This is a genomic window from Micromonospora sp. DT53 (assembly GCF_049841535.1).
GTDB lineage: Bacteria > Actinomycetota > Actinomycetes > Mycobacteriales > Micromonosporaceae > Micromonospora.
The window spans coordinates 1,065,413-1,088,785 of record NZ_JBNCKM010000002.1; the positions used below are offsets into that span (position 1 = coordinate 1,065,413).

Annotated in this window: 24 protein-coding genes and 1 pseudogene; 14 read left to right on the top strand and 11 right to left on the bottom strand. The window is 72.7% G+C overall.

Translation table 11 applies throughout. The annotated features are described in order from the left end of the window. Window positions 1-30 precede the first annotated feature (30 nt). From moaC to ACLQ3B_RS10770, 4 genes are all read left to right on the top strand, one after another. Window positions 31-522, top strand: coding sequence for a cyclic pyranopterin monophosphate synthase MoaC (moaC, locus tag ACLQ3B_RS10755; protein ID WP_425779569.1), 492 nt, complete (start codon window positions 31-33; stop codon window positions 520-522). After that, window positions 519-989 carry a MogA/MoaB family molybdenum cofactor biosynthesis protein gene (locus ACLQ3B_RS10760; RefSeq protein ID WP_425779571.1) on the top strand — a complete coding sequence of 157 codons (471 nt, stop codon included), beginning with the start codon at window positions 519-521 and terminating at the stop codon, window positions 987-989. Before moaC ends, ACLQ3B_RS10760 begins: the two co-directional genes overlap by 4 nt. A 76-nt stretch (window positions 990-1,065) precedes the next feature. Next, a complete protein-coding gene (locus ACLQ3B_RS10765) occupies window positions 1,066-2,322 on the top strand; it encodes a molybdopterin molybdotransferase MoeA (protein ID WP_425779573.1) in 1,257 nt (418 codons plus the stop codon). After that, a complete protein-coding gene (locus ACLQ3B_RS10770) occupies window positions 2,319-2,747 on the top strand; it encodes a molybdenum cofactor biosynthesis protein MoaE (RefSeq protein WP_196920325.1) in 429 nt (142 codons plus the stop codon). The genes ACLQ3B_RS10765 and ACLQ3B_RS10770 overlap by 4 nt, the downstream gene beginning before the upstream one ends. A gap of 4 nt (window positions 2,748-2,751) precedes the next feature. On the opposite strand, the gene ACLQ3B_RS10775 is transcribed toward ACLQ3B_RS10770, so the two are convergent. Together ACLQ3B_RS10775 and ACLQ3B_RS10780 are read right to left on the bottom strand one after the other, a co-directional pair. Continuing rightward, a complete protein-coding gene (locus tag ACLQ3B_RS10775) occupies window positions 2,752-4,218 on the bottom strand; it encodes a glycosyltransferase 87 family protein (protein WP_425779575.1) in 1,467 nt (488 codons plus the stop codon). A 215-nt stretch (window positions 4,219-4,433) separates the two neighbouring features. Next, window positions 4,434-4,979, bottom strand: a complete 546-nt coding sequence (locus ACLQ3B_RS10780) for a DoxX family protein (RefSeq protein WP_425779577.1) — start codon at window positions 4,977-4,979, stop codon at window positions 4,434-4,436. Window positions 4,980-5,112: 133 nt separating this feature from the next. Here ACLQ3B_RS10780 and ACLQ3B_RS10785 point away from each other — a divergent pair, with 133 nt between their 5' ends. Continuing rightward, the gene (locus tag ACLQ3B_RS10785; RefSeq protein ID WP_425779579.1) at window positions 5,113-5,661 is read left to right on the top strand and encodes a GNAT family N-acetyltransferase; all 549 of its coding nucleotides are present in this window, start codon (window positions 5,113-5,115) and stop codon (window positions 5,659-5,661) included. Window positions 5,662-5,685: 24 nt separating this feature from the next. Here the strand turns inward: ACLQ3B_RS10785 and ACLQ3B_RS10790 are convergent, their stop codons facing one another. The 3 genes and pseudogenes from ACLQ3B_RS10790 to ACLQ3B_RS10800 form a co-directional block, all read right to left on the bottom strand. Next, on the bottom strand, window positions 5,686-6,927 hold the full coding sequence (locus ACLQ3B_RS10790) for an ATP-binding protein (RefSeq protein ID WP_334500205.1): 1,242 nt from the start codon (window positions 6,925-6,927) through the stop codon (window positions 5,686-5,688). Window positions 6,928-7,083: 156 nt separating this feature from the next. Then, complete coding sequence (locus ACLQ3B_RS10795; RefSeq protein ID WP_425779887.1) at window positions 7,084-7,533, bottom strand: LppU/SCO3897 family protein; 450 nt, start codon at window positions 7,531-7,533, stop codon at window positions 7,084-7,086. A 404-nt stretch (window positions 7,534-7,937) separates the two neighbouring features. Continuing rightward, window positions 7,938-8,396: pseudogene (locus ACLQ3B_RS10800) on the bottom strand (LppU/SCO3897 family protein); the annotation flags it as partial. Between the two features lie 435 nt (window positions 8,397-8,831). Here ACLQ3B_RS10800 and ACLQ3B_RS10805 point away from each other — a divergent pair. Together ACLQ3B_RS10805 and ACLQ3B_RS10810 are read left to right on the top strand one after the other, a co-directional pair. Further along, window positions 8,832-9,836, top strand: coding sequence for an EamA family transporter (locus ACLQ3B_RS10805; protein WP_425779581.1), 1,005 nt, complete (start codon window positions 8,832-8,834; stop codon window positions 9,834-9,836). After that, on the top strand, window positions 9,823-10,500 hold the full coding sequence (locus ACLQ3B_RS10810) for a prepilin peptidase (RefSeq protein WP_425779583.1): 678 nt from the start codon (window positions 9,823-9,825) through the stop codon (window positions 10,498-10,500). Before ACLQ3B_RS10805 ends, ACLQ3B_RS10810 begins: the two co-directional genes overlap by 14 nt. A 122-nt stretch (window positions 10,501-10,622) precedes the next feature. Here the strand turns inward: ACLQ3B_RS10810 and ACLQ3B_RS10815 are convergent, their stop codons facing one another. The 5 genes from ACLQ3B_RS10815 to ACLQ3B_RS10835 all read right to left on the bottom strand — a co-directional run bounded on the left by ACLQ3B_RS10815 (window position 10,623) and on the right by ACLQ3B_RS10835 (window position 17,303). After that, window positions 10,623-13,802, bottom strand: a complete 3,180-nt coding sequence (locus tag ACLQ3B_RS10815; protein ID WP_425779585.1) for a UvrD-helicase domain-containing protein — start codon at window positions 13,800-13,802, stop codon at window positions 10,623-10,625. A gap of 61 nt (window positions 13,803-13,863) precedes the next feature. Beyond that, on the bottom strand, window positions 13,864-15,108 hold the full coding sequence (locus ACLQ3B_RS10820; protein ID WP_425779587.1) for a metallophosphoesterase: 1,245 nt from the start codon (window positions 15,106-15,108) through the stop codon (window positions 13,864-13,866). Window positions 15,109-15,121: 13 nt separating this feature from the next. Further along, window positions 15,122-15,376, bottom strand: a complete 255-nt coding sequence (locus tag ACLQ3B_RS10825) for a MoaD/ThiS family protein (RefSeq protein ID WP_425779589.1) — start codon at window positions 15,374-15,376, stop codon at window positions 15,122-15,124. 2 nt (window positions 15,377-15,378) lie between these two features. Beyond that, a complete protein-coding gene (gene moaA / locus ACLQ3B_RS10830; protein WP_425779591.1) occupies window positions 15,379-16,392 on the bottom strand; it encodes a GTP 3',8-cyclase MoaA in 1,014 nt (337 codons plus the stop codon). Continuing rightward, the gene (locus ACLQ3B_RS10835) at window positions 16,389-17,303 is read right to left on the bottom strand and encodes a fructosamine kinase family protein (protein WP_425779593.1); all 915 of its coding nucleotides are present in this window, start codon (window positions 17,301-17,303) and stop codon (window positions 16,389-16,391) included. The genes moaA and ACLQ3B_RS10835 overlap by 4 nt, the downstream gene beginning before the upstream one ends. Window positions 17,304-17,476: 173 nt before the next feature. Between ACLQ3B_RS10835 and ACLQ3B_RS10840 the strand changes: the two genes are divergently transcribed. The 4 genes from ACLQ3B_RS10840 (at window position 17,477) to ACLQ3B_RS10855 (ending at window position 20,052) form a co-directional block, all read left to right on the top strand. Then, window positions 17,477-18,520 (top strand): DUF4192 domain-containing protein, encoded by a 1,044-nt coding sequence (locus ACLQ3B_RS10840; protein ID WP_425779595.1) that lies wholly within the window; start codon window positions 17,477-17,479, stop codon window positions 18,518-18,520. Between the two features lie 61 nt (window positions 18,521-18,581). Further along, on the top strand, window positions 18,582-18,833 hold the full coding sequence (locus ACLQ3B_RS10845; RefSeq protein ID WP_357178564.1) for a hypothetical protein: 252 nt from the start codon (window positions 18,582-18,584) through the stop codon (window positions 18,831-18,833). After that, on the top strand, window positions 18,830-19,228 hold the full coding sequence (locus ACLQ3B_RS10850; RefSeq protein ID WP_425779597.1) for a hypothetical protein: 399 nt from the start codon (window positions 18,830-18,832) through the stop codon (window positions 19,226-19,228). The genes ACLQ3B_RS10845 and ACLQ3B_RS10850 overlap by 4 nt, the downstream gene beginning before the upstream one ends. Window positions 19,229-19,335: 107 nt before the next feature. Beyond that, window positions 19,336-20,052, top strand: a complete 717-nt coding sequence (locus ACLQ3B_RS10855) for a GAP family protein (protein ID WP_425779598.1) — start codon at window positions 19,336-19,338, stop codon at window positions 20,050-20,052. Window positions 20,053-20,065: 13 nt separating this feature from the next. Here the strand turns inward: ACLQ3B_RS10855 and fdhD are convergent, their stop codons facing one another. Continuing rightward, window positions 20,066-20,932, bottom strand: a complete 867-nt coding sequence (gene fdhD, locus ACLQ3B_RS10860; RefSeq protein ID WP_425779600.1) for a formate dehydrogenase accessory sulfurtransferase FdhD — start codon at window positions 20,930-20,932, stop codon at window positions 20,066-20,068. 224 nt (window positions 20,933-21,156) lie between these two features. Between fdhD and mobA the strand changes: the two genes are divergently transcribed. From mobA to ACLQ3B_RS10875, 3 genes are all read left to right on the top strand, one after another. Beyond that, a complete protein-coding gene (gene mobA, locus ACLQ3B_RS10865) occupies window positions 21,157-21,918 on the top strand; it encodes a molybdenum cofactor guanylyltransferase (protein ID WP_425779889.1) in 762 nt (253 codons plus the stop codon). Then, window positions 21,915-22,181, top strand: a complete 267-nt coding sequence (locus ACLQ3B_RS10870; RefSeq protein WP_425779602.1) for a DUF6457 domain-containing protein — start codon at window positions 21,915-21,917, stop codon at window positions 22,179-22,181. Before mobA ends, ACLQ3B_RS10870 begins: the two co-directional genes overlap by 4 nt. Window positions 22,182-22,262: 81 nt before the next feature. Further along, window positions 22,263-23,369 carry a T3SS (YopN, CesT) and YbjN peptide-binding chaperone 1 gene (locus ACLQ3B_RS10875; RefSeq protein WP_425779604.1) on the top strand — a complete coding sequence of 369 codons (1,107 nt, stop codon included), beginning with the start codon at window positions 22,263-22,265 and terminating at the stop codon, window positions 23,367-23,369. The last annotated feature ends 4 nt before the right edge of the window (window positions 23,370-23,373 follow it).

Consider the following 23,373-nt stretch of genomic DNA (forward strand, 5'->3'; position numbering starts at 1 on the left):
CCGTCGTACCGCACCGATAGGCTCACGACCGTGACCGAACCCGCGCAGCTCAGCCACGTCGATCGCGCCGGCGCGGCCCTCATGGTCGACGTCTCCGCCAAGGCGGTGACGGGCCGGTCGGCCGTCGCGGCCGGCCGTTTGCGGACCACACCCGAGGTCATCGACCTGCTGCATCGCGACGGGCTGCCCAAGGGCGACGCGTTGGCCGTCGGGCGGTTGGCCGGGATCATGGGGGCCAAGCGCACTCCGGATCTGATCCCGCTCTGCCACCCGATCGCCCTGCACGGCGTCACCGTCGACCTGCGGCTGACCACCGACACCGTGGAGATCACCGCCACCGCCCGCACGGCGGACCGGACGGGGGTGGAGATGGAGGCACTGACAGCGGTCGCCGTCGCCGGTCTCGCACTGATCGACATGGTCAAGGCGGTCGACCCGGCGGCCTCGGTGGAGGCGGTCCGGGTGCTGCGCAAGGAGGGCGGCAAGACCGGCGAGTGGGTTCGCCCGGAGGACCGGCCATGATCCGGGCTCGGGTGATCGTCGCTTCCAACCGGGCCGCGGCCGGTGTCTACGCCGACACCAGCGGGCCGCTGCTCGTGGCCGGCCTGCGCGAGCTGGGCTGCCAGGTCGACGACCCGGTGGTGGTGCCCGACGGCGAGCCGGTCGGCGATGCCCTGCGGGCCGCCCGCGCCGACGGTGTCGACGTGGTGCTGACCAGCGGGGGCACCGGGGTGACCCCGTCGGATCGGACCCCGGACGTGACCCGGGGCCTGCTGGATTACGAGATCCCCGGCATCGCCGAGGCGATCCGCGCGCACAGTCGTGACCGGGTGCCGACGTCGGTGCTGTCCCGGGGTCTGGCCGGGGTCGCCGGCCGGATGCTTGTGGTCAACCTGCCCGGCTCGACCGGTGGCGCACGGGACGGCCTGGCCGTCCTCGGGCCGATCCTCGGGCACACCGTCGACCAGCTTCGCGGCGGGGACCACTGACCGCTTCGTGGCGGGACCACTGACCGGTGCACGCCAGGCTCGGACGGGTGTCGGTCCGTGCCGATAGGCTCGGTCGGTGAGCACGGAAACCGCACCCACCGCGGATCGGGTCGCCGCACCCCCGCCAGCGGGGTGGGAAGAAGCGCGTTCGCGGGTCTACGCGGTCGGTCTGGCCGCCGCGCTGCCCGCCGTCGCCCGACCACTTGTCGACACCGACGGGTCGACCCTGGCCGAGCCGTTGGCCACCCGCACCGACCTGCCGGCGTTCCCGACCTCCAGCGTGGATGGCTGGGCGGTGCGCGGCCGAGGGCCGTGGCGCGTCGTCGGCCGGGTCCTGGCCGGCAGCACCCCCGCGCCACTCACCGAGGACGACACGACCGTCGAGATCGCGACCGGCGCGATGGTGCCCGAGGGTGCCACCGCTGTGCTGCGCGTGGAAGAGTCGACGAGGGCTGACGGCCTGGTCAGCGGCGTTCCCCGAGCCATGCCCGAGTGGCGGAAACCCGGCGAGGAGGCGTACGCCGATGAGGAGTTGTTGCCGGTCGGCACGCCTGTCGACCCGGCGGTGATCGGCCTGGCGGCCGCCTGCGGGCACGACACGCTGCGGGTCCGGCGGGCGCCGCGTGCCGCGCTGCTGGTCTTCGGCGACGAGCTGCTGACGGCGGGCCCACCCGCGGCCGGTCGCGTCCGCGACGCGTTGGGCCCCGCGGTGCCGGCGTGGCTGCGGCGGTACGGCTGCCAGGTCCGCCCATCCGACGTGGTCGGCCCGGTGGCCGACACGCTGCCCGCGCACGTGGCGGCCCTGCGCTCGGCGCTGGCCAACGCCGACCTGGTCTGCACCACCGGCGGCACGATGAACGGCCCGGTCGACCACCTGCACCCGACCCTGGAGGCGCTCGGCGCCGACTACGTGGTCAACACGGTGGCGGTCCGCCCCGGCTTCCCGATGCTGCTGGCCCGGCTGACCGGCCCCGACGGGCGAGCCCGGTTCGTGGCCGGGCTGCCGGGCAACCCGCAGTCCGCCATCGTCGCGCTGGTGTCGTTGGTCGCCCCGCTGCTCGCCGGCCTCCAGGGCCGGTCGATGCCGGTGCTGCCGCAGGCCACGTTGGCCGAGACGGTGCCCGGTCGCGGCGACCACACCCACCTGGCGTTGGTCCGACTGGATCGGGCCGCCGGCGTCGCGTCCCCGGTCCGCCACGTCGGCTCGGCGATGCTGCGCGGCCTGGCCGGCGCGGACGGGTTCGCGGTCATCCGACCCGGCACCAGCGGCGAGCCGGGCGACCGGGTGCCGATCGTGCCACTGCCGTTGTTTCCCGGGGAGCGTGCGTCGTGACCGCACCAACGATCACCTTCGGCGAGGTCACCGACCAGCCGCTCGACCTCGCCACGCACGAGGCGGCGGTCGCCGACCGCCGGGCCGGCGCCGTGGTGTCGTTCCAGGGCGTGGTCCGCGACCACGACCACGGCCGCCAGGTCACGAGCCTGGAGTACGAAGGCCACCCGAGCGCCGCCCAGGTGCTGCGCGAGGTGGCCGCCGAGATCGCCGCTGAGCCCGACGTCTACGCGGTGGCGGTGTCGCACCGGGTCGGCCCCCTGGCGATCGGGGACGTGGCGCTGGTGGCCGCGGTGAGCACCGCGCACCGGGCGGCTGCCTTCGCGGCCTGCGCCCGGCTGGTGGACGAGGTCAAGGCGCGACTGCCGATCTGGAAGCGGCAGGTCTTCACCGACGGCACCGAGGAATGGGTCAACTGCCCCTGAGCGCTCAGCGGTGGCCGTTGACCACCACGGCCCTGGCGAGCCGGTCGCCGTAGAACGCCGGCTCCGCGCCTGGACGCCACGGCAGCGCGGCGACCAGCACGATCAGCGCGAGCGCGAGCGAGTTCTCCATAAGTGCTCCGAACAGGCCGTCCTGGTAGTGCGACATCTCCGGCAGTTGGTGCTCGTACGGCCAGATCGGAGAGATCAGGAATAGCAGATAGAGCCCGAGCGCCGCGACGCCGTGGCGCAGCCCGGTCAGCGTCGGGTACCAGATCGGCGGGCGTAGCCCGTTGACCCCCGGTAGCCCGCCGAAGATCGGCCCCTGGCCGGTGCGCTGCGGCATCCCCCGACTGGCTTCGCGGCGACGCACCGCGGCGTCGGCCAGCACGATGATGGCCGGGATCACCCAGACCAGGTGGTGCGTCCAGGAGATCGGGCTGATCACGTTCGCGGTGAGGCCGACCAACGTGAAGGCGGTCAGCTCGTCACCGTCGGCGCGGGAACTGGCCGCCCGGGACAGGCCCAGCGCCAGAACCAGCACCGAGAAGGCGAGCCACAGCAGCCCCGGGGTCTCGATCGAGTCGTACAGCCGGGCGAGCAGACCGGCGAGGGACTGGTTGGGTGTCATGTCCGCCGCGCCGACGCGTTCGGTCTGCCACAGCACGCTGCCGAAGTAGGTCCGCGACTCGTCACCGACGATCGCGAAGGTCCCCACCGTCACGCCGATGGTGGTGCCGATGGCGGTGGCCGCCACCCGCCACTGACGGGTGATCAGCAGGTAGGCGATGAACAGCGCCGGGGTGAGCTTGACCGCGGTGGCGAGGCCGATGCCGGCCCCGGCCCACGCCCCGCCGTAGACGAAGCGCAGCAGTGGGCCGTCGGTGGCGGCGTAGTGGGTGCCTCGGCGGGACCGCCAGCGAAGGCCGATCAGGTCAGCCATGATCAGGGCGAACAGCAGGATGTTGACCTGGCCGTAGCCGAGCGTCTCCCGACCTGGCTCGATGGCGACCGCGAGCGGCACCGCCACGGCCACGGTGAACCACAGTGGCCACCCCAGCCGGTCCACGATGGGTCGGAGCAACCCGGCCAGCACCAGCGCCAACGCGGCGATGCTGGCGGCGGCGTTGACCAAGCCGGCCGCGCCGATCGGCAGCTGCGCCATCGGCAGCATGACCAACCCGGCGAAGGGTGGGTAGGTGAACCCGAGAGTGGTTCCGGGCGCGATGAACTCGTAGAGCTCGTGACCGCTCGCCCACCACACCACGGCACCGTGGTAGATCTTCATGTCGAAGAAGTTGTACGGCCGCCCGAAGGTGCCGATGGCGAGCCATGCGGCGTAGGCGACGGCGGCCACGATGGCGCCCCGTACGACGTTCCTGCGATCGATCCCGCGCGTCACGCGGTCAAGCCCGCGTGTCACACGTTGGATTGGGGCGAGGCGGTCCGCCCGTCTACCGACAGCCGTCGGCATGGCGTGGCCACCCCCGTACCAAGGTCGTCCTACCCGTCCAGGTCCTGCACGGAGCCTAGAACGGCGCCTCACGTCAGTGCCTCCCGCGTTATGCGACCGTGTCCGATCCCACACATGTTTTTGACATTTCCACCGCGTTAACGCCTACCGGGTGGTTCAGGTAATTCGTGGCCTTAGCGGGGGGTGGGGGTGAGACAGGGAGGGATCGACGCAGGTCAGCCGGGGAGTCGACGTGCGGTGGACGCGGAGCGGACGGCGATTCGGGCCTCGCGTCGGGCGGTCCGGACGGCGCGCTGCATGGAACGTCGAGAGTGGCCGATGCGATGACCCGTCCGCCACCGCAGACCCGGCTTGCCGCCGGTGTCCGCCGCGGCGAGCAGCAGACCGCCGAGGAGCCCGAGGTTCTTCAGGGCGTGGATCTGGTTGTTGTTCTTGGCGATCGGGTCGTCGTTGTTCCAGAAGGGATGCCCAGCGATGGTCACCGGCACCAGCGTGCCGGCGAGGACCAGCGCCGCCGGTCGGCTGAACCGGCCGGACGCCAGCATCAGACCGGCGCTGACCTGCACGGCCGCGTTGAGCCGGATCAACGTCTCGGTCTCGGTGGGGAAGCTCGGATGTGCCTTCTTCAGCATCGGCGCGACCTTGTCGGTCACCGGTCGGGCGGCCACCGCGAGCCGGCCGGGGTTACGGAAGTTGCGATACCCGGTGACCACGAAGATGCCGCTCAGCATGGCGCGGGCGAGGGAGCGTACGGGCGTCATGGATCAGTCATACCCCGTCGCGGCGCTCGCTACCCGGGCAACCGCAGGATCGGATTGGTGTTCGTACACGTACGCCACGCCGAATCGAGCGACCGTCACGGATGGACGGGCGCTGGCGGGTAACGTCGCGCGGGTGACCACGCTGCGGCTACGCCCCGAGGACCCGGCCGACGCCGGCTCGGTCCGCCGCGTGCTGGCCGCCGCCTTCGCCCGCCCGGACGTGGCGACGCCGCCGGAGGTCAGCTTGGTCGCCGAGCTGCGCGACACCACGGCCTGGTTGCCGGAGCTGGCCATGGTCGCGGAGTACGGCGGTGAGGTGGTCGGTTACGCGCTGCTCACCCGGGTGCGTCTGCGGCCGGAACGCGGCTCGGACGTGCCCGTCCTGGCGCTCGGCCCGGTGGCGGTCGCGCCGCACCGGCAGCGTGTCGGGCACGGCACGGCGGTCGTGCAGGCCGCCCTGGACGCCTCCACCGAGTTGGGCGAGCGGCTGGTCGTCGTCCTCGGTGCCCCGGCCTTCTACCGCCGGTTCGGGTTCGGCCCGGCGAGTGAGCTGGGCCTGACCGGCCCGTGGGCCGGCCTCGGTGAGCCGTGGCAGGCACTGGTGCTGCCTCCGTCGACCAGCGAGGACGGCCCTCCACCTCGCGGTGAGGTGCTCTTTCCGGCGCCCTGGTCGAAGGTCTGACCGGGTCGACGCGGCGGCCGGCGGTCAGGCCGGCTGCGTCCGCAGGTACCTGCCGAAGTGCGGGACCGTGAAGGCGACAGTGCCCCGCTCACCGGAGTAGATCAAGCCCTTCTTGATCAGCGCGTCCCGGGCTGGGGACAGGCTGGCCGGCTTGCGGCCGAGGGCACGGGCGATCTCCGCGGTGGGCACCGCGGCGTCCATGTCGTCACGGACCACCGCGCCAGGCTCGCCCTCCACCGCGGACATCGTGGCCATCGCCCGCATGTACTCGCGTTCGGCGGGAGTGGCCCGTTCGAACCGGGACCCGAAGAACCCGACCGCCAGCTCGGCCTCCGCCTCGGGCGCGGCGACCCGCACGTCGGCGGCCGTGATCGGCGAGCGCGGCGCGTGGTCCCAGGTCGCCTTGCCGTACGCCTGGACGAAGTAGGGATAACCGCCGGACTTCTCGTAGAGCAGGTCGAGGGCCTTCTGCTCGTACTCGACCTCCTCGCGCTCGGCGGGCGCGCAGAGCGCACGGTCGGCGGCGATCCGGTCGAGCCGGTCGATGCGTTGGTAGCGGAACAACCGCTCGGAGTACGACTTGGCGGCGCTGAGCACGGCCGGCAGGTGCGGCAGGCCGGCGCCGACGACGATCAGCGGCGCGCCGAGCTGGGACAGCTCGTGGCAGGCGGCGCAGAGCGCCGACACGTCCTCCGGGCCGAGATCCTGCATCTCGTCGATGAAGATGGCGATGCCGGTGCCGACGTCGCTGGCCACGGCGGCGGCGTCACTGAACAGCTCGACCAGGTCGATCTCGATGTCACCGGAGTCGGCCCGACCGCTGGCGGCCGGCACGTCGATGCCGGGCTGCCACCGGTCACGCAGTTTCGTGGCGGCACCGGCTCGGCCGGTCGGCGTGGAGCGCTGGGCGAACGCCTTGAGGACGCCGAGGAACGCGTCGATCCGATCCGGTGCGCGGTGGCGAGGGGCCAGCTCCCGGACCGCCATGTGCAGTGCGGCGGCGACCGGTCGACGCAACGACTGGTCCGGTCGAGCCTCGATCTTGCCGCTGCCCCAGAGCCGGTTGATCGCCTGCGACCGGAGGGTGTTGAGCAGAACCGTCTTGCCGACGCCGCGCAGCCCGGTGAGCATCAGGCTGCGCTCGGGGCGACCCCGGGCGATGCGCTCGAGCACGATGTCGAAGACGTCCAGCTCCCGCCCCCGCCCGGCAAGTTCGGGCGGACGCTGGCCGGCGCCCGGCGCGTACGGGTTGCGGACCGGATCCACGCATCGCAGATTATCGGGCCATCTAGCTGCGAGGCTAGACATGGATAGATGGGGCTACCGGCGTGTCGAAACCGTCGAGCGCAAACTAGGGCTGTCTAGCGTCCACGCTAGACAGCCCTAGTTTTGGCAATCGGTGTACCGGCACTCCCGATCGGGCTACCGCTTCTTCAGGCAGAGCACGTAGTCGAACAGGTCGATCGAGTTGTCGTGCACGTAGTTCGCGGTCGCCTGTGGCGCGAGCGTCTCGCACCGGTCGCCGTCGGTGGTGGCCGGAATCCGCAGCAGCACCTGGTAGGTGTTCGGGCCGCACGGCACCTTACGGAGCTCCGCGTTGTCCTCACTGCCGTCGTTCACCACGCAGTCACCCCTCGCGAACTCCTCGTCCGGGGTCGGCGCGGCCGACGTCGGGGCGTCGCTGGGCAGAGCGGGTGGAGCGACCGGGGCACTCGTCGACGGGGTACGCGCGGCGTCCCTGCCGGCGTCGGCGACCTTCCAGACCGCCCAACCGGCCAGACCGAGGCACGGACACAGCACGAGCAGCACCACCACCGTGATGATGAGAGCCACGTTGCGGCCGGTCTTCTTCGCCGGCGGGACGGGCGGCATCCCGTAGCCGCCCGGAGGCTGCTGACCCCACGGCGCGGGCGGCTGACCCGGTATCGGGCCGGCCGGCTGACCGGGTGCCGGCCCGGCCGGCGGGTACGGGCCGGGCGGTGGGTATCCCGGACCCGAGGTGGGCGGCGGCGTCCACATCGGCTCGGTCGGCGGCTCCGGGTTGGTGGGCGGCGGCGCCCACACGGGTGCCGTGGGTGGCTCCGCACCGGTCGGTGGCGGACCCCACTGCTGCCGGGTCGGGTCCTCAGCCGGTGGCGGGGCGCCCCACTGGGGCAGGGTCGGGTCGACCGGTGGTGAGCTGTCCGGCTCCCTGGGCGGGCGCTGGTACGGGTCGTCCGGCTGATCGGAACCCGTAGGTCCGTAGGTCGTCATGTCATCCCCGGGGGTGGGTGGTCTCAGCGTTGCTTGAGGCAGAGGACGAAGTCGAGAGTGTCCAGCTCACTGTCGAAGAAATACCAGTTGGTGTAGCCCTCGACCTTGCCGCACTTGGCCTCGGCGTCCCGCTCGCCGCTGGTCGGGCCGTCGATCCGGCTCAACACCTCGTACGACTTGGCGGTACACCCGCTGATCAGCAACTTCGGCTTGCCGCCGGCGGTGCCGTCGTTGCGGACGCACTGACCGACCTTCGCGAACCGGGGATCGGCCGACGACTCCGGCGCGGCGGCGCTCGGCGCGGGCTCGGCCGCGTCCGCGCTGGGCTCACCGGCAACGGCCGAGTTGCTCGGCGCGGCTGCCGGCGTCGGGTCGCTCTGGCCTCGGCGGAACCAGAACGTGCCGGCGACGGCCACCACCAGCAGTACGACCGCCAGTACCGCGATCAGCGGCCCCCGACCCCGCCGGCCCGGTGCCGGATCCTCGCCGTACGGTTCGTCGGCCCGGTACGGCGGCTCGCCGTACGCCGGGCTCGGCTGGTACGGGCCGCCGTAGGGTGCGCGGGGCTCGTGGCCGTAGGGCGTCTCCGTCCCGTAGGGCGGGGTGGGCGCCGGACCATAGGGCGGGGTGGGCGCCGGACCATAGGGCGGGGTGGGTGGGCCGCCGTACGGCCCGGGAGTGCCCTGCGGTGCGGGCGGGTACGACGGGACCGCCGGTGGGTAGGTCTCCGGCGCGGGCGGGTAGGGCTGCTGCACCGGGCGACCCGGCGTCTCGTCGGGTCTCTGGCCACGCCAGGACCCCGGGTGGCCGCCCCCCGGTTGTCCGTAGTTCGTCATGCCGCCCTCCTGCACGAGTGGTGAGAGGCCGGCCACCAAAGCGCGACGCGGACTCCGAGGTCACCGTAGCGTGGTCCACTGATGAGCTCACCTTCACCAAGTGCCACGGCCCTCGCCGGCGGTCGCGCCAGCACCACGCCGACCCTGATCTGGACCGCGTTGATCGTGGTCTACCTGCTCTGGGGGTCGACCTACCTGGCCATCCGGATCGCCGTGGAGACGCTGCCTCCGCTGCTGTCGGCCACCCTGCGCTTCGCCGTTGCCGGCCTGATCCTGGCGGTGGTGCTGCGACTGCGTCGAGGCCCCGGCGCGTTGCGGGTGGACCGGCGGCAACTCGGCTCAGCCGCGTTGGTCGGGGTGCTCCTGCTCGCCGGCGGCAACGGCCTGGTGGTGCTCGCCGAGTCGGGGCCGCCGGGCGTGGCGGTGCCGTCCGGGATCGCCGCGCTGCTGGTGGCCACGGTGCCGCTGCTTGTGGTGTTGTTGCGCTCGGCAACCGGGGATCGGCCGCCGATCTGGACGTTCGCCGGGGTCACCCTGGGTTTCGTCGGCCTCGTCCTGCTGGTGCTGCCGGGCGGTGGTTCGGCAGCGGTGCCGCTGCTCGGGGCGTTGACCGTGGTGGCGGCGGCCGCCTGCTGGTCGGTCGGGTCGTTCCTGTCCGGACGGATCAGGATGCCCGCCGACCCCTTCGTGGCCACGGTGTACGAGATGGTGGCCGGCGCGTTGGTGCTGGCCGTCGTCGCCGCCGCTCGGGGCGAACTGGCCGACTTCCACCCCGCGGCGGTCAGCACCCGGTCCTGGTTGGCGCTGGGCTACCTCATGGTGGCCGGCTCGCTGGTGGCCTTCACCGCGTACGTCTGGCTGCTGCAGAAAGCGCCGATCTCGCTGGTGTCGACGTACGCCTACGTGAACCCGGCGGTCGCGGTGGCGCTCGGGGCGCTGCTGGTGGCCGAGCCGATCACTCCGCAGGTGCTGCTCGGCGGTGCCGTCATCGTCGCCGGGGTCGCCCTGGTGGTGACCACCGAACGGCCACGTCGGGCGGGCACGGGATCACGATCGGGGCACACGCCGCTGCGTGACCGCCAGTAAGGTCCGGCCCATGTCGGCCGCCGCGCTGGTGTCGATCGGGTTGCTCGGTGCGCTGGTCGGCCTCGTCGTACCCCTGGTGTCGCTGCGCTTCGCCACTGCGGGTGCGCGGCCACCGGCGTTTCCAGGGCCGCAGCCGGCCTGGCGGCCCTGGGTCGACCCGATGGTGGCGGCCAGCGTCTTCGTCGGCCTTGCCGTCGCCGTGGGTGACGACCCGGCGCTGCCGGTCTTCCTCGCGGTCGCGCCGGTCGGTCTGGTGCTGGCGCGGGTCGACCTGGCCTGCCTGCGGCTGCCCGACCCGCTGGTCCTCGTTGCCGGGCTGCTGGCCCTCGCGGGTCTGACCGTCGCGGCGCTGCTGTCCGGCGTTCCCGGCCGGCTGCTCGGCGCGCTGGGTGGTGCGGCGGTCGCGGGCGCGGCGCACGTGCTGCTGGCCCTGCTGCCCGGCTCCCGGCTGGGTTTCGGGGACGTGAAACTAGCCGCCGTCCTCGGCCTGCCACTCGGCTGGTTGGGTCGGGACGCCCTGCTCACCGGGCTGGTCCTGCCACACCTGCTGCACGGCGGTCTGGCGCTCGGTCTGCTCGCCGCCCGGAAGGTACACCGAAACACCCTGCTACCCCTCGGCCCAGCCCTGCTGACCGGAGCCTGGCTAGCCACCCTCCTCACCTAGGCCCGCTCCCAGCTTTGTCGATCTTGCAGTTCCTGCGCCGACATAAGGTGCATCCCACGCACAACAGCGACCGAAAGTGCAAGATCGACGGGCGTGGGGCGGCAGGGCGTGGGGCGTGGGGCTCAGATCAGGCGGAGTTGGCGGTCTTTGGGGCGGCGGGGTTCGGCTTCGCCGAAACGTTCGAAGAGGCCCGGGTCGATGGCGCCGAGGAACGGCGACGGGGCGCAGTCGCGCTCGGCGCCATGGCGGGTGCGGCGGGCGGCGTGACTGACGTACAGCCGGTCCTGGGCCCGGGTCAGGCCCACGAAGAAGAGCCGGCGCTCCTCGGCGACGGCGTCCTCGTCGGGCGTCGAGCCCGGCCAGCGCAGTGGCAGCAGCCCGTCCTCGACGCCGACCAGGAAGACCACCGGGAACTCCAGGCCCTTCGCGGCGTGCAGGGTGAGCAGCGTGACCGCCTCGGCGCGCGGGTCGAGCGCGTCCACCTCCGCGCCGGTGGCCAACTGCGACAGGAAGGTCTCCAGGTCGTCGCCGCAGCGCCGGGCCAACGGGGTCAGCAGGTCCACGGCCGAGCGGACGTCGTCGGGACGGACCGCGCTGCCCGCGCCGTCCAGGGTGGGCACGGCGAACCGCTCCGCGACCACCTGACCGGCCAGCCGCACCCGGGCGGCCAGCGAGCCGGCCAGACCGTCGGCGTGTCGTAGCTCGCGGGCGATGGCCGCCACCCCCGGCCGATCCCGCAGCCGGTCGTGGGAACGCTTCTGTACGGGGATGTTGGCCCGGGTCAGGGCGTCCACGATCGGGGCGGCCTGCGCGTCGGTGCGGTACAGCACGGCGATGTCGGAGAACGACAGCGAGGTGGAGCGGCCGTCGATGCGGCCCGAGTCCAGTGAGCGGTGCGACAACCCGCCGACCAGGTCGTCGACGGTACGCACCACGAAGTCGGCCTCCTCGGCCACGGACCCCGCCGGGTAACGCCCGACCAGCGGGGCCTCCGGGTCGAGCCGCGCCGGATCCAGTCGTCGGCCCCGGACCAGCGAGGACGGTGCGATGGCCTGCACGGCGGCGGCCAGGATCGGGGCCGACGAGCGGTAGTTGCGATTCAGCCGGACCAGTCGGGCGTCGGTGAAGTCCTCGGAGAAGCGCAGGAAGTAGCCGACGTCGGCACCCCGGAACGAGTAGATCGCCTGATCCGGGTCGCCGATCGCGCAGAGGTTGCCGTCGGCGGGGCTGAGTAGCCGCAGCAGTTCGTACTGCACCTCGTCGACGTCCTGGTACTCGTCGACGAAGATCCACCGCCAGCGGTCCCGGTACCGCTCGACCAACTTCCGGTCGGCCCGCAGCAGCTGCACCGGCAGGCTCACCAGCTCGTCCAGGTCGACCAGATCCTGTTTGCGCAGCAGCGACGTGTAGGCGGCGCCGTCGTCGCCGGCCTCGGTGCGGGCGGCCGCCCGCTCGGCGTCGTCGGCGATCCGGAAGTCGGCCGGAAGGCCCGCCGTGCCGGCGTTCTCCCGCAGGATGGTCAACCCCAGCGCGTGGAACGTACCCACTGTGACGTCCTCGGCGACCGGGCCGAGCAGGCCGTCCAGGCGGTGCCGCAGCTCCTCGGCGGCCCGGCGGGTGAACGTGATCGCGAGGCAGTGCTCCGGAAAGACGTTCAGCTCCGCGCAGAGGTACGCGATCCGGTGGGTGAGCGTCCTGGTCTTTCCGGTGCCCGGACCGGCCACGATGAGCAGCGGGCCGCCAGGGGCGGAGGCGGCCACCCGCTGCATGGCGTCCAGGCGGTCCAGCAGGCCGGTGCCGACCTCCTCCATGCCGGAGAGCATCGGCTCGAACGGCTCGTGCGGAGACGGCGGCGACGCGATCGGCGGCGCGGGGGTCGGCACCGGCTTCCGCTTCGGCTCCGACTTCGCCGCCGCCGGGCGCTTGGCCGCGACTCGGGGAGCCGGCTCGGTGGGCCGTCGCTGCGCCGGCACGGGTACGTCGAACAGTGTCTCCTGCGCGCCCAGCTCGGCCGGGTCGAAGAGCGTGATCACGCCGTACTCGCCGTCGTAGCCGGGCACCCGGCGGACGTCGCCGCGCCGCAACCGCCCGATGCCCTCGGCGAGCAGCTCACCACCGGCCTGCTCGATGTCGGTCAACGGCGTCGTGGTGAGGATCTCCAGCTCGGGGCCGAGTGCGGCCAGCAGCTCGTTGAGCCGTCCCTCGACCTTCTTCGACCGGGCACCCACCTTGTTGATCTCGCCGAGGATCTCGGCCAGCGGCACCAGGTGGGTGACGTCCCGGGCGTGCGCCGGCCGGTGCCCGGCCGGGCGGTCGGCCAGCTCCTCGACCCGGCTGAGGACACCCACGGTGAGGGGTTTGCCGCACTCGGGGCAGCGCCCGTCGGCGGCCCGGGTGCGCTCCGGAGACCAGTTGACCCCACACAGCCGGTGCCCGTCCGCGTGGTATTTGCCCTCCTCCGGGAAGAACTCAATGGTGCCGGCCAGGCCGGCACCGGTGCGCAGCGCCTCCCGAACGGCGAAGTAGTCCCGTTCGGTGGTCAGCACTGTCGCCTCCCGGCCGAGAGCCGGCGGTGAGTGCGCGTCCGAGTTGGACACCAACTGATAGCCGTCCAGGCTGCCGACCCGCCAGTTCATCGCGGGGTCGGAGGAGAGCCCGGTCTCCACGGCGAAGATGTGCTCGGCCAGGTCGGCGTAGCAGTCCGCGATCGCGTCGAAGCCGGACTTCGAGCCCAACGCGGAGAACCAGGGCGTCCAGATGTGCGCCGGCACCAGGTAGCCGTCCGGGCTGGCTTCCAGGGTGATCTCCAGCAGGTCGCGGGAGTCCAGTCCGAGGATCGGCCGGCCGTCGGAGCCGAGGTTGCCGATCCGGCCGAGCGCGGTGTTGAACCGGGCCACCGCGTCCAGGTCCGGTAGGTAGATCAGGTGGTGCACCTTGCGGGTCCGGTCGTCCCGCTTGTAGATGGTGGAGATCTCCACGCTCAGCATGAAACGGACCGGGTCCGCCTCCGCCGTGCCGGCGAGCCGGGGTGGCAGCCGACGGGCGATGTCCCGTTCCGCCTCCGGGTCGAGCCGGTAGAGCCCCGGCTCGGCCGGGCGCAGCGTCTCCCGCAGGTGGTCGTACCAGGCGGGGTGGGTGAAGTCGCCGGTGCCGAGCAGGCCGATGCCCTTACGCCGGGCCCACCACGCGAGGTTCGGCAGGGTGAGGTCACGGCTGCACGCGCGCGAGTACTTCGAGTGGATGTGCAGGTCCGCGACGAATGGCGGTAGGCCACCGGGGGGTACGGCGCTGAACGGGGGCACGCCGCATCCTGTCACGCCCGCCGCGCCGGCCACCGGCCGCCACGCGCGGACGTGACGTCCGCTATGCCGAGCGCAGCTCGACCAGACTGATCTGCGGCTCGGCGCCGACCCGGACGGGCGGCCCCCAGAAACCGGCGCCGTTTGTCACGTAGACCTTGGTGCCGTCGACCTCGCCGAGCCCGCTGACCACCGGCTGCTCCAGCTTGACGGCCAGGTTGAACGGCACCATCTGCCCACCGTGGGTGTGCCCGGACAGTTGCAGGTCGACGCCGTACCGGGCCGCCTCCTTGGCCGCCAGCGGCTGGTGCGCGAGCAGGACCACGGGACGGCTCGGGTCGCGGTCACCGAGGGCAGCGGCGAAGTCCGGGCCGGCGGCGAGGCCGGTGCCCGCCCCGGTGAGGTCGTTCACGCCGGCCAGGTCGAGCACACCGCCCCGGGCCTGGATCTCCTGCCGCCGGTTCTGCAGCACCCGCAGACCGAGCCGGTCGACCTCCTGGACCCACTCCTCCACCCCGGAGTAGTACTCGTGGTTGCCGGTGACGAAGAAGCTGCCGTAGCGCGAGCGCAGGTCGCGCAGCGGCGCGGCGGCCGAGCCGAGTTCGGCGACGGAGCCGTCGACCAGGTCACCGACGACCGCGACGATGTCCGCGTCGAGCCGGTTGATCGCGGCGACGATGCGCTCGGTGTGTGCCCGGCCGCGCAGCGGGCCGAGGTGGATGTCGGAGACGGTGGCGATGCGCAGACCGTCCATGCTGCGGGGGAGTTTGGCGAGCGGGATCCGCACCCGGTCCAGGTGGGGTGGGCCGAGCGCCGTGCGGATGCCGTACCCCGTGATGCCGGTGGCGGTGAGGCCGGCGAAGATGGCCGCCCCACGGGCCAGCAGCAACCGGCGGGACGGGTCGTGGTCCGGTGCCGTGGCGGCGCCGGCGGCCGGCGGCTCGGACGGCCCGGCGGCGCCGACCAGCACCGGCTCGGGCGCCGCGGTGGTCGGTTCCGCGGCAACCACCCGGCGGCGCAGCACCAGCCGGGTGACCAGCATCGGGACTTCCAGCACGACAAGTACGACAAGTAGGTAGAACATCAGCGCGAGCCACAGGTAGCCCGGCCAGGCGAGCCAGTAGAGCCCGGCCTGCGTCCCGGCGAGGGTGACCGGCACGAGCAGGGCCAGCACCAGGGCGGCGATTCCGCCGATCCGTCGCCAGCGGCCCGGCGTGGTGGTGTCCCGAACGAGTCGCTTCCACAGGTAGAGGTGGATGAGACCGGTGACCAGCGCCAGGACAGCCACGAACCCCACAACCGCCATCATGTGTGCGCCTCCCTCAGCCGCCCGCGAACGGGGGCAGGACATCGATCGTGGCCCCGGCCGGTAGGGGTGCCTGACGATCATGACAGGTGACGCCGTCCACGAGGAAACTCGCCACCCGCAGCACCCCGGCGAGCCGGTCGCCGTGGCGCTGGGTCAGCTCGGCCGTGAGGTCGTCGAGGGACCGCCCCGCGGGGAGGGCCTCCTCGGCGCGGCCGGCCGCGGCGCGGGCGCCCGCGAAGTAGCGGACGGTCAGCGTTGTCCCCTCCACGCTCAACCGCCGATCGCGGACATCGGGCGGGTCGGCTGGAGGAAGGTGGGGTCGTCGATGCCGTGCCCGGCGCGCTTGCCCCACATCGCGGTACGCCAGCGCCGGGCCAACTCGTCGTCGTCCACGCCGGCGCGGAGCGCGGCGCGCAGATCCGACTCCTCGGTGGCGAAGAGACAGGCGCGGACCTGGCCGTCGGCGGTCAGTCGGGTGCGGTCGCAGTCACCGCAGAAGGGGCGGGTGACGCTGGCGATCACACCGACCCGGGCCGGACCTCCGTCGACCAGCCAGGTCTCCGCCGGCGCCGCGCCGCGCTCGGCCGGGTCGGGGCTGAGATCGAACACGGTACGCAGGGACGCCAGGATCTCCTCTGCGGTGACCATGGTGTCGCGGGCCCAACCGTGCTGGGCGTCCAGCGGCATCTGCTCGATGATCCGCAGCTGGTAGTCGTGATCGAGGGCGAAGCGGAGCAGCGCCGGCGCCTCGTCCTCGTTGACACCACGCATCAGCACTGAATTGATCTTTACGGGACTGAGCCCGGCGGCTGCCGCCCCGGCGAGCCCGGCCAGCACCGCGTCCAGGCGGGGGCGGCGGGTGAGCCCGGTGAACCGGTCCGGATCCAGGGTGTCGAGTGAGACGTTCACCCGATCCAGGCCGGCCGTCCGCAACGCAGGGGCCAGCCGGTCCAGGCCGATGCCGTTGGTGGTCAGCGAGATCCGGGGGCGGGGTTCGAGGGCGGCGACCGCCGTCACGATGCCGACCAGCCCGGGTCGGATCAGCGGCTCACCGCCGGTGAACCGCACCTCGGTCACGCCGAGCAGCTCGACAGCCACCCGGACCAACCGGACGATCTCCTCGTCGGTCAGCAACTCGGGGCCGGCCAGCCAGGGCAGCCCTTCTGCTGGCATGCAGTAGGTGCAGCGCAGGTTGCACTTGTCGGTGAGGGACACGCGCAGGTCCCGAGCGACGCGGCCATACCGGTCGACGAGGACGCCGTCGGTCCCCGGGGCGGCGCTCACCTGTCGACCGTAGCGCGCTCGGCCCGGCCCAGGACGGCACGGGCGGTCTGGACGACCACATCTCGGAAACTGGCGCCGAAGAGCGCGGTGTGCACGAGCAGGAGGTGCAGCTGATGCAACGGCACGCGCTCACGCCAGCCGGCCGATAGCGGCCAACTCTCCTGATAGGCGGCCAGCACCCGATCCAGGTGGGGGATGCCGCCGAAGAGGGCGAGCTGGGCGAGATCCGTTTCCCGGTGCCCACCGTGCGCCGCCGGGTCGACGAGCCAGGCCCGGTCGTCGGCCCCCCACAGCACGTTGCCCGGCCACAGGTCGCCGTGGATGCGCGCGGGTGGCTCGTCGCCGCCGAGCCCGTCGAGGTGATCGATCACCTGCTCGACCAGTGCGGAATCGGCACTTGTCAACGCGCCACCGTCGACCGAGCGTCGCAGGTAGGGGGTGAGACGCCGTTCGGCGAACCACGTCGACCAGGGCCCGCCGGTGGGGGTGTTGTCCTGTGGAAGCGAGCCGATGAAACCGGGCCAGGTCGCGCCGAAGGCGGTCGCGCCAGCGCGGTGCAGCCCGGCCAACTCCCGGCCGAAGCGCTCCGCGGCCTCGGGCGTCGGTTCGCCGGGCTCCACCCAGTCGAGCGCCAGCAGCTCCGGCAACACCACGATCACCTCGGGTACGGCCACCGCGCCCGCCTCCCGCAGCCAGCGCAGGCCGGCGGCCTCGGCCGCGAAGAAGCCCTCCGGCGCCTGTCGGTCGGCGCCCTCCGGCCAGGACTTGGCGAAGACGGAGTGGCCGTCGTCGAGGGTGAGCCGGGCGGCGGCGCAGATGTTGCCACCGGCGACCGGTGTCTCCCGGAGCCGCTGGTGGGTCCGGAAGGTCGGAAGGTGTGCCGGATGCGCGCGCAGGTACGCCAGGTCCATCAGCGCACGGTAACCGCTCCTTACGACAGCCAGGTGTCGCCCGACGACATCGGCGCTCTCTGCGCACTCGTAGGTGTGGCATGAGCAGGGAAAACACGCACAGTAACTGTGGATAAGCCGCGTGTCGTCCACAGGGGTGGCAGGGCCCGGTACCCCCGCCGCAGGCTTCCGACATGACCTCGACCGAACGCCCTCAGCTCGCCGTCCGTTCACCCGCCGACCTGATCGCCGCTGTGCCGTACCTGCTCGGGTTTCACCCCACCGACAGCGTGGTCGCCGTGGCGCTGGTCGGCCGACAGATCACCTTTGCCGCCCGCGCCGACCTGCCCGACCCGAGCGATTCGGGCGGGCTGGCCGGGCATCTGGCCGGTGTGATCCGCCGGCAGGGCGCGGAGGCCGCCACCGTGGTGGGTTACGGGCAACCGGAAAGGGTCACTCCGGCAGTGGACGCGGTGTGCGACGCGCTGAGCGAGTTCGGCCTGCACGTGCTCGACGCGTTGCGGGTGACCGACGGCCGCTGGTGGTCCTATCTCTGCACCGAGCCCGACTGCTGCCCGCCCGAGGGTCGCCGCTACGACCCGACCGTCAACCGGGTGACCGCCTCGGCGGTCTTCGCCGGCCAGGTCGCACTCCCCGACCGGGCCGCCCTGGTGGCGCAGGTGGCACCGGTGGACGGTCCGGCGAGGGACGCGGCCAGCGCGGCCACCGCCCGCGCCGAGCTGAGACTGGCCGAGTTGATCGAGCAGGCGCCCGAGAGCGACAGGCTCGGCGCTCGGGCGCTGCGCTCCGCCGGGGTGGTGGCGGTCCGCGAGGCCCAGCGCCGGCAGCGGCGTGGTGAACGGCTCGACGACGACGAGGTGGCCTGGCTGACCCTGCTGATGACCCACCTGCCGGTCCGCGATCATGCCTGGGAACGCACCGACGGTCGGGACCGGGACATCGCCCTCTGGACCGACGTGCTGCGCCGGGCCGAGCCGGAGGCGGCCGCCGCTCCCGGTGCGTTGCTGGCGTTCGCCGCCTGGCGCGCCGGACAGGGCGCGTTGGCGGCGGTCGCGCTCGAACGCACGCTCAGCCTGCACCCCGACTACTCGCTCGCCCTGTTGCTGGACGACCTGCTCCGGCGTGGCGTGCCCCCGGCCGAGCTGGACGGCTGGCCGTCGGTCGGGATGCCCGGGGTCGTCCGCCCCCGCAAACGGAGCCGACGTGGCCGCCGCTGATCGGCCCCGCCATCAGCGCGGTAATACCACCGGTGCTACCGAGGTTGCTAGGCTGGCGGGCGTGACAGTCAAGCGTTCCGTGAGCCTCCCCGACGACGTCGCGGAGTGGCTCGACCAGCAGCCCAACGTCTCGGCCGCCATCACCGCGGCGGTACGGGTGCAGATGGCTCGCGGTCACCTCGACGAGGTGCTGCGGCGAGCCGGCATCGAGGTGACCGAGGCGGGCAGGGCGCGATGGCGGGAGCGTCTGGCGACGCCCATCCCGGCGGACGCTCTGGCCGAGGGACGCCGGATGTTGGGACGCGCCGGATGAGCGATCAGATCGCTGTCGTGTTCGACGCGTCGGCGTTGACGGCCTACATCGAGGGCAACGTCTCCGTGGGGGAGTTGATGCTGGCGGTCGCCGACGAGGGTCGACAGGTGGCCATCCCCGCGACCTGCCTGGCTGTCGCCTTCGCGGGCGTGGCCGACGAGATCGATGCCGCGCTACTGGCCCTGATGGTGACTGCCCCGATGATCCGACTGCTGCCACTCGACGCCGAGGACGTGCGCGACACCGGCACGCTGGCCCGCGCCGCGGCCGGAGACATCTCGTTCGGCCAGGCCGCCCGTGCGGCACTCACCCACGAGGCGCACTACGCGACAGTGCGACCCACTGTGGCGGCGGAGGTACTCCCCACCAACTGGAGCATCCTCGACCTGGCGTGACGGCTCCTCCGTCGAAGGATGTACGCGTTGCTCCTGTTCACGGCCGACGCGGCAGGGTCACCGCCACCGGAGAATGATCTCGTGGCCGTTCACCGCGTTGGTACGACATGACCCCCGAGTTGTTGCTGTCGCTGGCCGGGCTGGCGTTGATCGACAGCACCAGCATCGGCACCCTCTTCATCCCGGTCTGGTTGCTGCTCGCCCCCGGGCCGGTCAACGTCCGGCGGATCCTGGGCTACCTCGCCACCGTCGCGGCGTTCTACCTCGGGGTCGGGCTGCTGTTGGTCTGGGGAGGCAGCACGCTGGGCGACGCGCTCGGTGGCGCTTTGGACAACCGGGGCGTCCTCTGGGCGCAGCTCGTCCTGGGCGTTGGAATGCTGGCGCTCAGTTTTCGCTACGACGGCAAGCGGCGTCCCCGTACCGGTGGTGTGTTGCGCTGGCGGGACCGGGCCACCGCCGGTGATTCGTCGGCCCGCTGGTTGATCGGGCTCGCACTGCTCGCGGCGCTCGCCGAGGTGGCGACCATGCTCCCGTACCTCGGTGCGGTGGGTCTGTTGGCCACTTCGGGGGTGGGAGCGGCGGGCGTGGTGGGGCTGCTCACCGGGTACTGCCTGGTCATGGTGCTGCCGGCGGTGTTGTTGTTGGGTGCCAGGGTGGCCCGTCCGCGACTGGTCGAGCCGGTGCTGGCCCGCCTGAACACCTGGATCGTCACGAAGGCGGGCAGCGCGTTGGGCTGGATCCTCGGCATCGCAGGTTTCCTGATCGCCCGTGACGCCGCCGCACGGCTGGCCCTGTTCGACCTGATCGACCGGATCGGTCGTTGACGGGCCGGTGGGGTCAGGCCGGCTGCTCCACCGTGATCCGGTGCGGCCCGGTGTAGACGTTCATGGTTCGCCCGCGCAGGAAGCCGACGAGTGTCATCCCCGCCTCGTCCGCCAGTTCGGCGGCGAGGGTGCTCGGGGCGGACACCGCGGCCAGCAGCGGCAACCCCGCCATCCATGCCTTCTGGGTTAGCTCGAAGCTGGCCCGCCCGGAGACCAGCAGCAGGTGCCCGGTGAGCGGCAGCCGGCGTTCCCGTACGGCCCAACCGATCACCTTGTCCACGGCGTTGTGCCGGCCCACGTCCTCCCGCAGGACCACCAGCTCACCGTCGGGGGTGAACAGCCCCGCCGCGTGCAGCCCGCCGGTCCGATCGAAGCCGCGCTGGGCGGCGCGCAACCGGTCGGGCAGCTCGGCGAGCAGCGTGGCCGGCACGCTGAGCGGATCCTCCGCGACCGGGAAGAGCGACCGGGTGCGTACCGCGTCGATGCTGGCCTTGCCGCAGACCCCGCAGGAGCTGGTCGTGTAGAAGTTCCGGGACGGGTCGGTGGTCGGTTCCGGCACGCCGGGGGCGAGCACCACGTCCACCACGTTGTACGTGTTCGGTGTCTCCGCTCCGGCGCAGAGCTGCGCGGTCAACACGTCGTCGGTCGACCGGATCAGCCCCTCCGTCAGCAGGAACCCGATGGCCAGGTCCAGGTCGTCGCCGGGGGTGCGCATGGTGACGGCGAGCGGTCGACGTCGGCCGGGGCCGGCCGCGCCGACCCGGATCTCCAGCGGCTCCTCCACGGCGAGCGTGTCCGGTCGGCGGACCGACCCGCGCCCGGAGGTCGCCGCGTCCAGGTCGATGCGGAGTACGCCCCGCCGATCAGTCGCCCGTCCCATCCCGCCATCCTCCACCCCCAACCCCCCGCCCCACCCCCAACCCCCCGCCCCACCCCACCCCCACCCCACCCCACCCCCACCCGACCCCCGCCCACCCCCATCCCCGGGCGTTGATCATGAAGTTGTCCGCGCGTGCCGTCGGCGTGTCGAGCGATAACTTCATGATCAACAGGGAGAGGGGTCGGGTTGGCCTGACCGAGTGCCGGCACGGCTACGGTGGGCGGGTGGGGACGTACGCCGCCATGGTGCTCGCGGGTGGGGCCGCTCGACGGATGGGCGGGATCGACAAGCCCGCGCGTCCGGTCGGTGGGCGGCCGATGCGTGACCGGGTGCTGGCCGCCGTCGGCGACGCGACGCCGCGGGTGCTGGTGGGTGCGGTCGACGCCGTGCCGGCGGGTGTGCTGGTGGTCCGGGAGGATCCGCCCGGCGGGGGCCCGGTCGCGGCTGCGGCGGCCGGCCTGGCGCTGCTGGATCCCGGCGTGAGCGTGGTCGCGCTGCTCGCCGCCGACCTGCCGCTGCTCACCCGGGCCGCGATCGGCGAACTGTTGAAGCATCTCGACCTCGAGAACCCCGACACCGAACCGGCGGGTGGCCCCGCACCGGCCAGCGGCGGCCCCGCACCGGCCAGCGGCGGCCCCGCACCGGCCGGCGGCGGCCCTTCTCCGGTGCCGTCGGCCAGCGGCCTCGCTCGGGCGACGCCGGCCGGCAGCGGCCTCGACGGTGAGCGAGGGCCCGACGGGGTGTGCTTCGTGGACGGGAACGGGCGGCGGCAGTCGCTCTGCGGTGTCTGGCGGGTCGCCGCGCTGCGGACGGCGGTGCACCGGTTGACGGTCGAGCGGGGCGGCAGTCTGTCCGGAGCCTCGATCCGGGCGCTACTGGCCGGTCTCGTCGTGCGGGAGGTGGCCTGGTCCGGCGAGGGCCCGCCGCCGTGGTTCGACTGCGACACTGACGAGGACGTACGCCGGGCGGAGGAGTGGGCGCGATGACGGTGATGGACGACTGGGTCACGGCGGTGTGCGCCGAGTTGGATCTGGACCCGGCCGGGGTGCCGGTGCCGGCGGTGCTGGATCTGGCCCGAGACGTCGCCCACCAGGTGTTGCGTCCGGGTGCGCCGGTCACCGCGTACCTCCTGGGGTTGGCGGTTGGCCGGGGCGCGGAGCCGGCGGACGTCGCGGCCCGGCTCAGCGCGCTGGCGGGCAGTTGGCCGGTCGCGCTGGGCGCCGACTCCGCGGACCCGACGGCCCCCTGACCGCCGCTGTCCGATCCCGGTCCGGGCTGATTCGGCCCACGGGCGGCGTGGGTAGGGTGATCGTGACGGACGGAGGCGATCATGACGGCTGACCACCCCTCGGCGCCGCACGGTGAGCTGCCCGGCGCTTCGACTGAGCCGGCGGAATCGATCCTGCTCGACGAGCCCAGCACCACCGATCTGCGGGCGAAGGTGACCGAGGCGTGGCGGGAGTTCGCCCGCGCGCTCGCCGTACGGCTGCGGGAGCTTCCCGTCGGCGCGCACCTCGACGTGACCTTGGACCCCACCGCCTCCGGCACCGGGGACGCCGTCTATTCGATAAGCGTCGACGTGGACGCGGACCACGTGTTGTCCGCCCGCGCGGTCGGCAACGCCGCGCTTCCGGCGGGCTACCGACTGGATCGGGGCGCGGTGGCGGACATGGTCGCGCTCGGCTGGTCCCCGCCCGGGGTGGTCGCCGGCTCCGGCGGTTCCTTCGGGCTGAACGCCACGACTGCCGAGTCGACCCAGGTCGCCACGCTGCTCTCCCGCACGCTGCGCGACGTCTACGGCGCTCCGCACCCGGCCTTCCTGGTCTATCTGGTGCACGACGCCGAGGGCGAACCGCTGGCCCTGGACCCGCTGGGCACCGCGCGCAGCGAGTTCGGTCCGGACGCCGACGTCGAGGCGGACCTGGAGGAGGCGTTGGCCGAGGCGGCCGCCGCGCAGGTCGAGCAGGACGACGTGCTCGACCTGGCCGACCGGGTCCGTACCGTGGTGTCCACGATGTTGAAGTCGGACACTGAGCGGTTGCAGATCGACTCGGACGGTGACATCACCATCCGTGCCGGCTCGGCGATGGTCTTCGTGCGGGTGCGGGACAACCCGCCCCTGGTGGACGTGTTCTCCCCGGTGCTCACCGAGGTGGAGCCGACCGAGCGGCTCTACGTCAAGCTCTCCGAACTGACCAACCGGATGCCGATCGGCCGCCTCTACTGCGCCGACGACACGGTCTGGGCGTCCATCCCGGTGTTCGGCCGCAACTTCCAGGCGACCCATCTGATGCTGGCGGTGCAGGTGATGACCGGTCTCGCCGACGAGTTGGACGACCGTCTGCACGGCGAGTTCGGCGGCAAGCGGTTCTTCGGTGAGGGTGACAAGCCGGTCCGCCGCGACGAGTCGGAGCACCGCACCGGCATGTACCTCTGAGCCT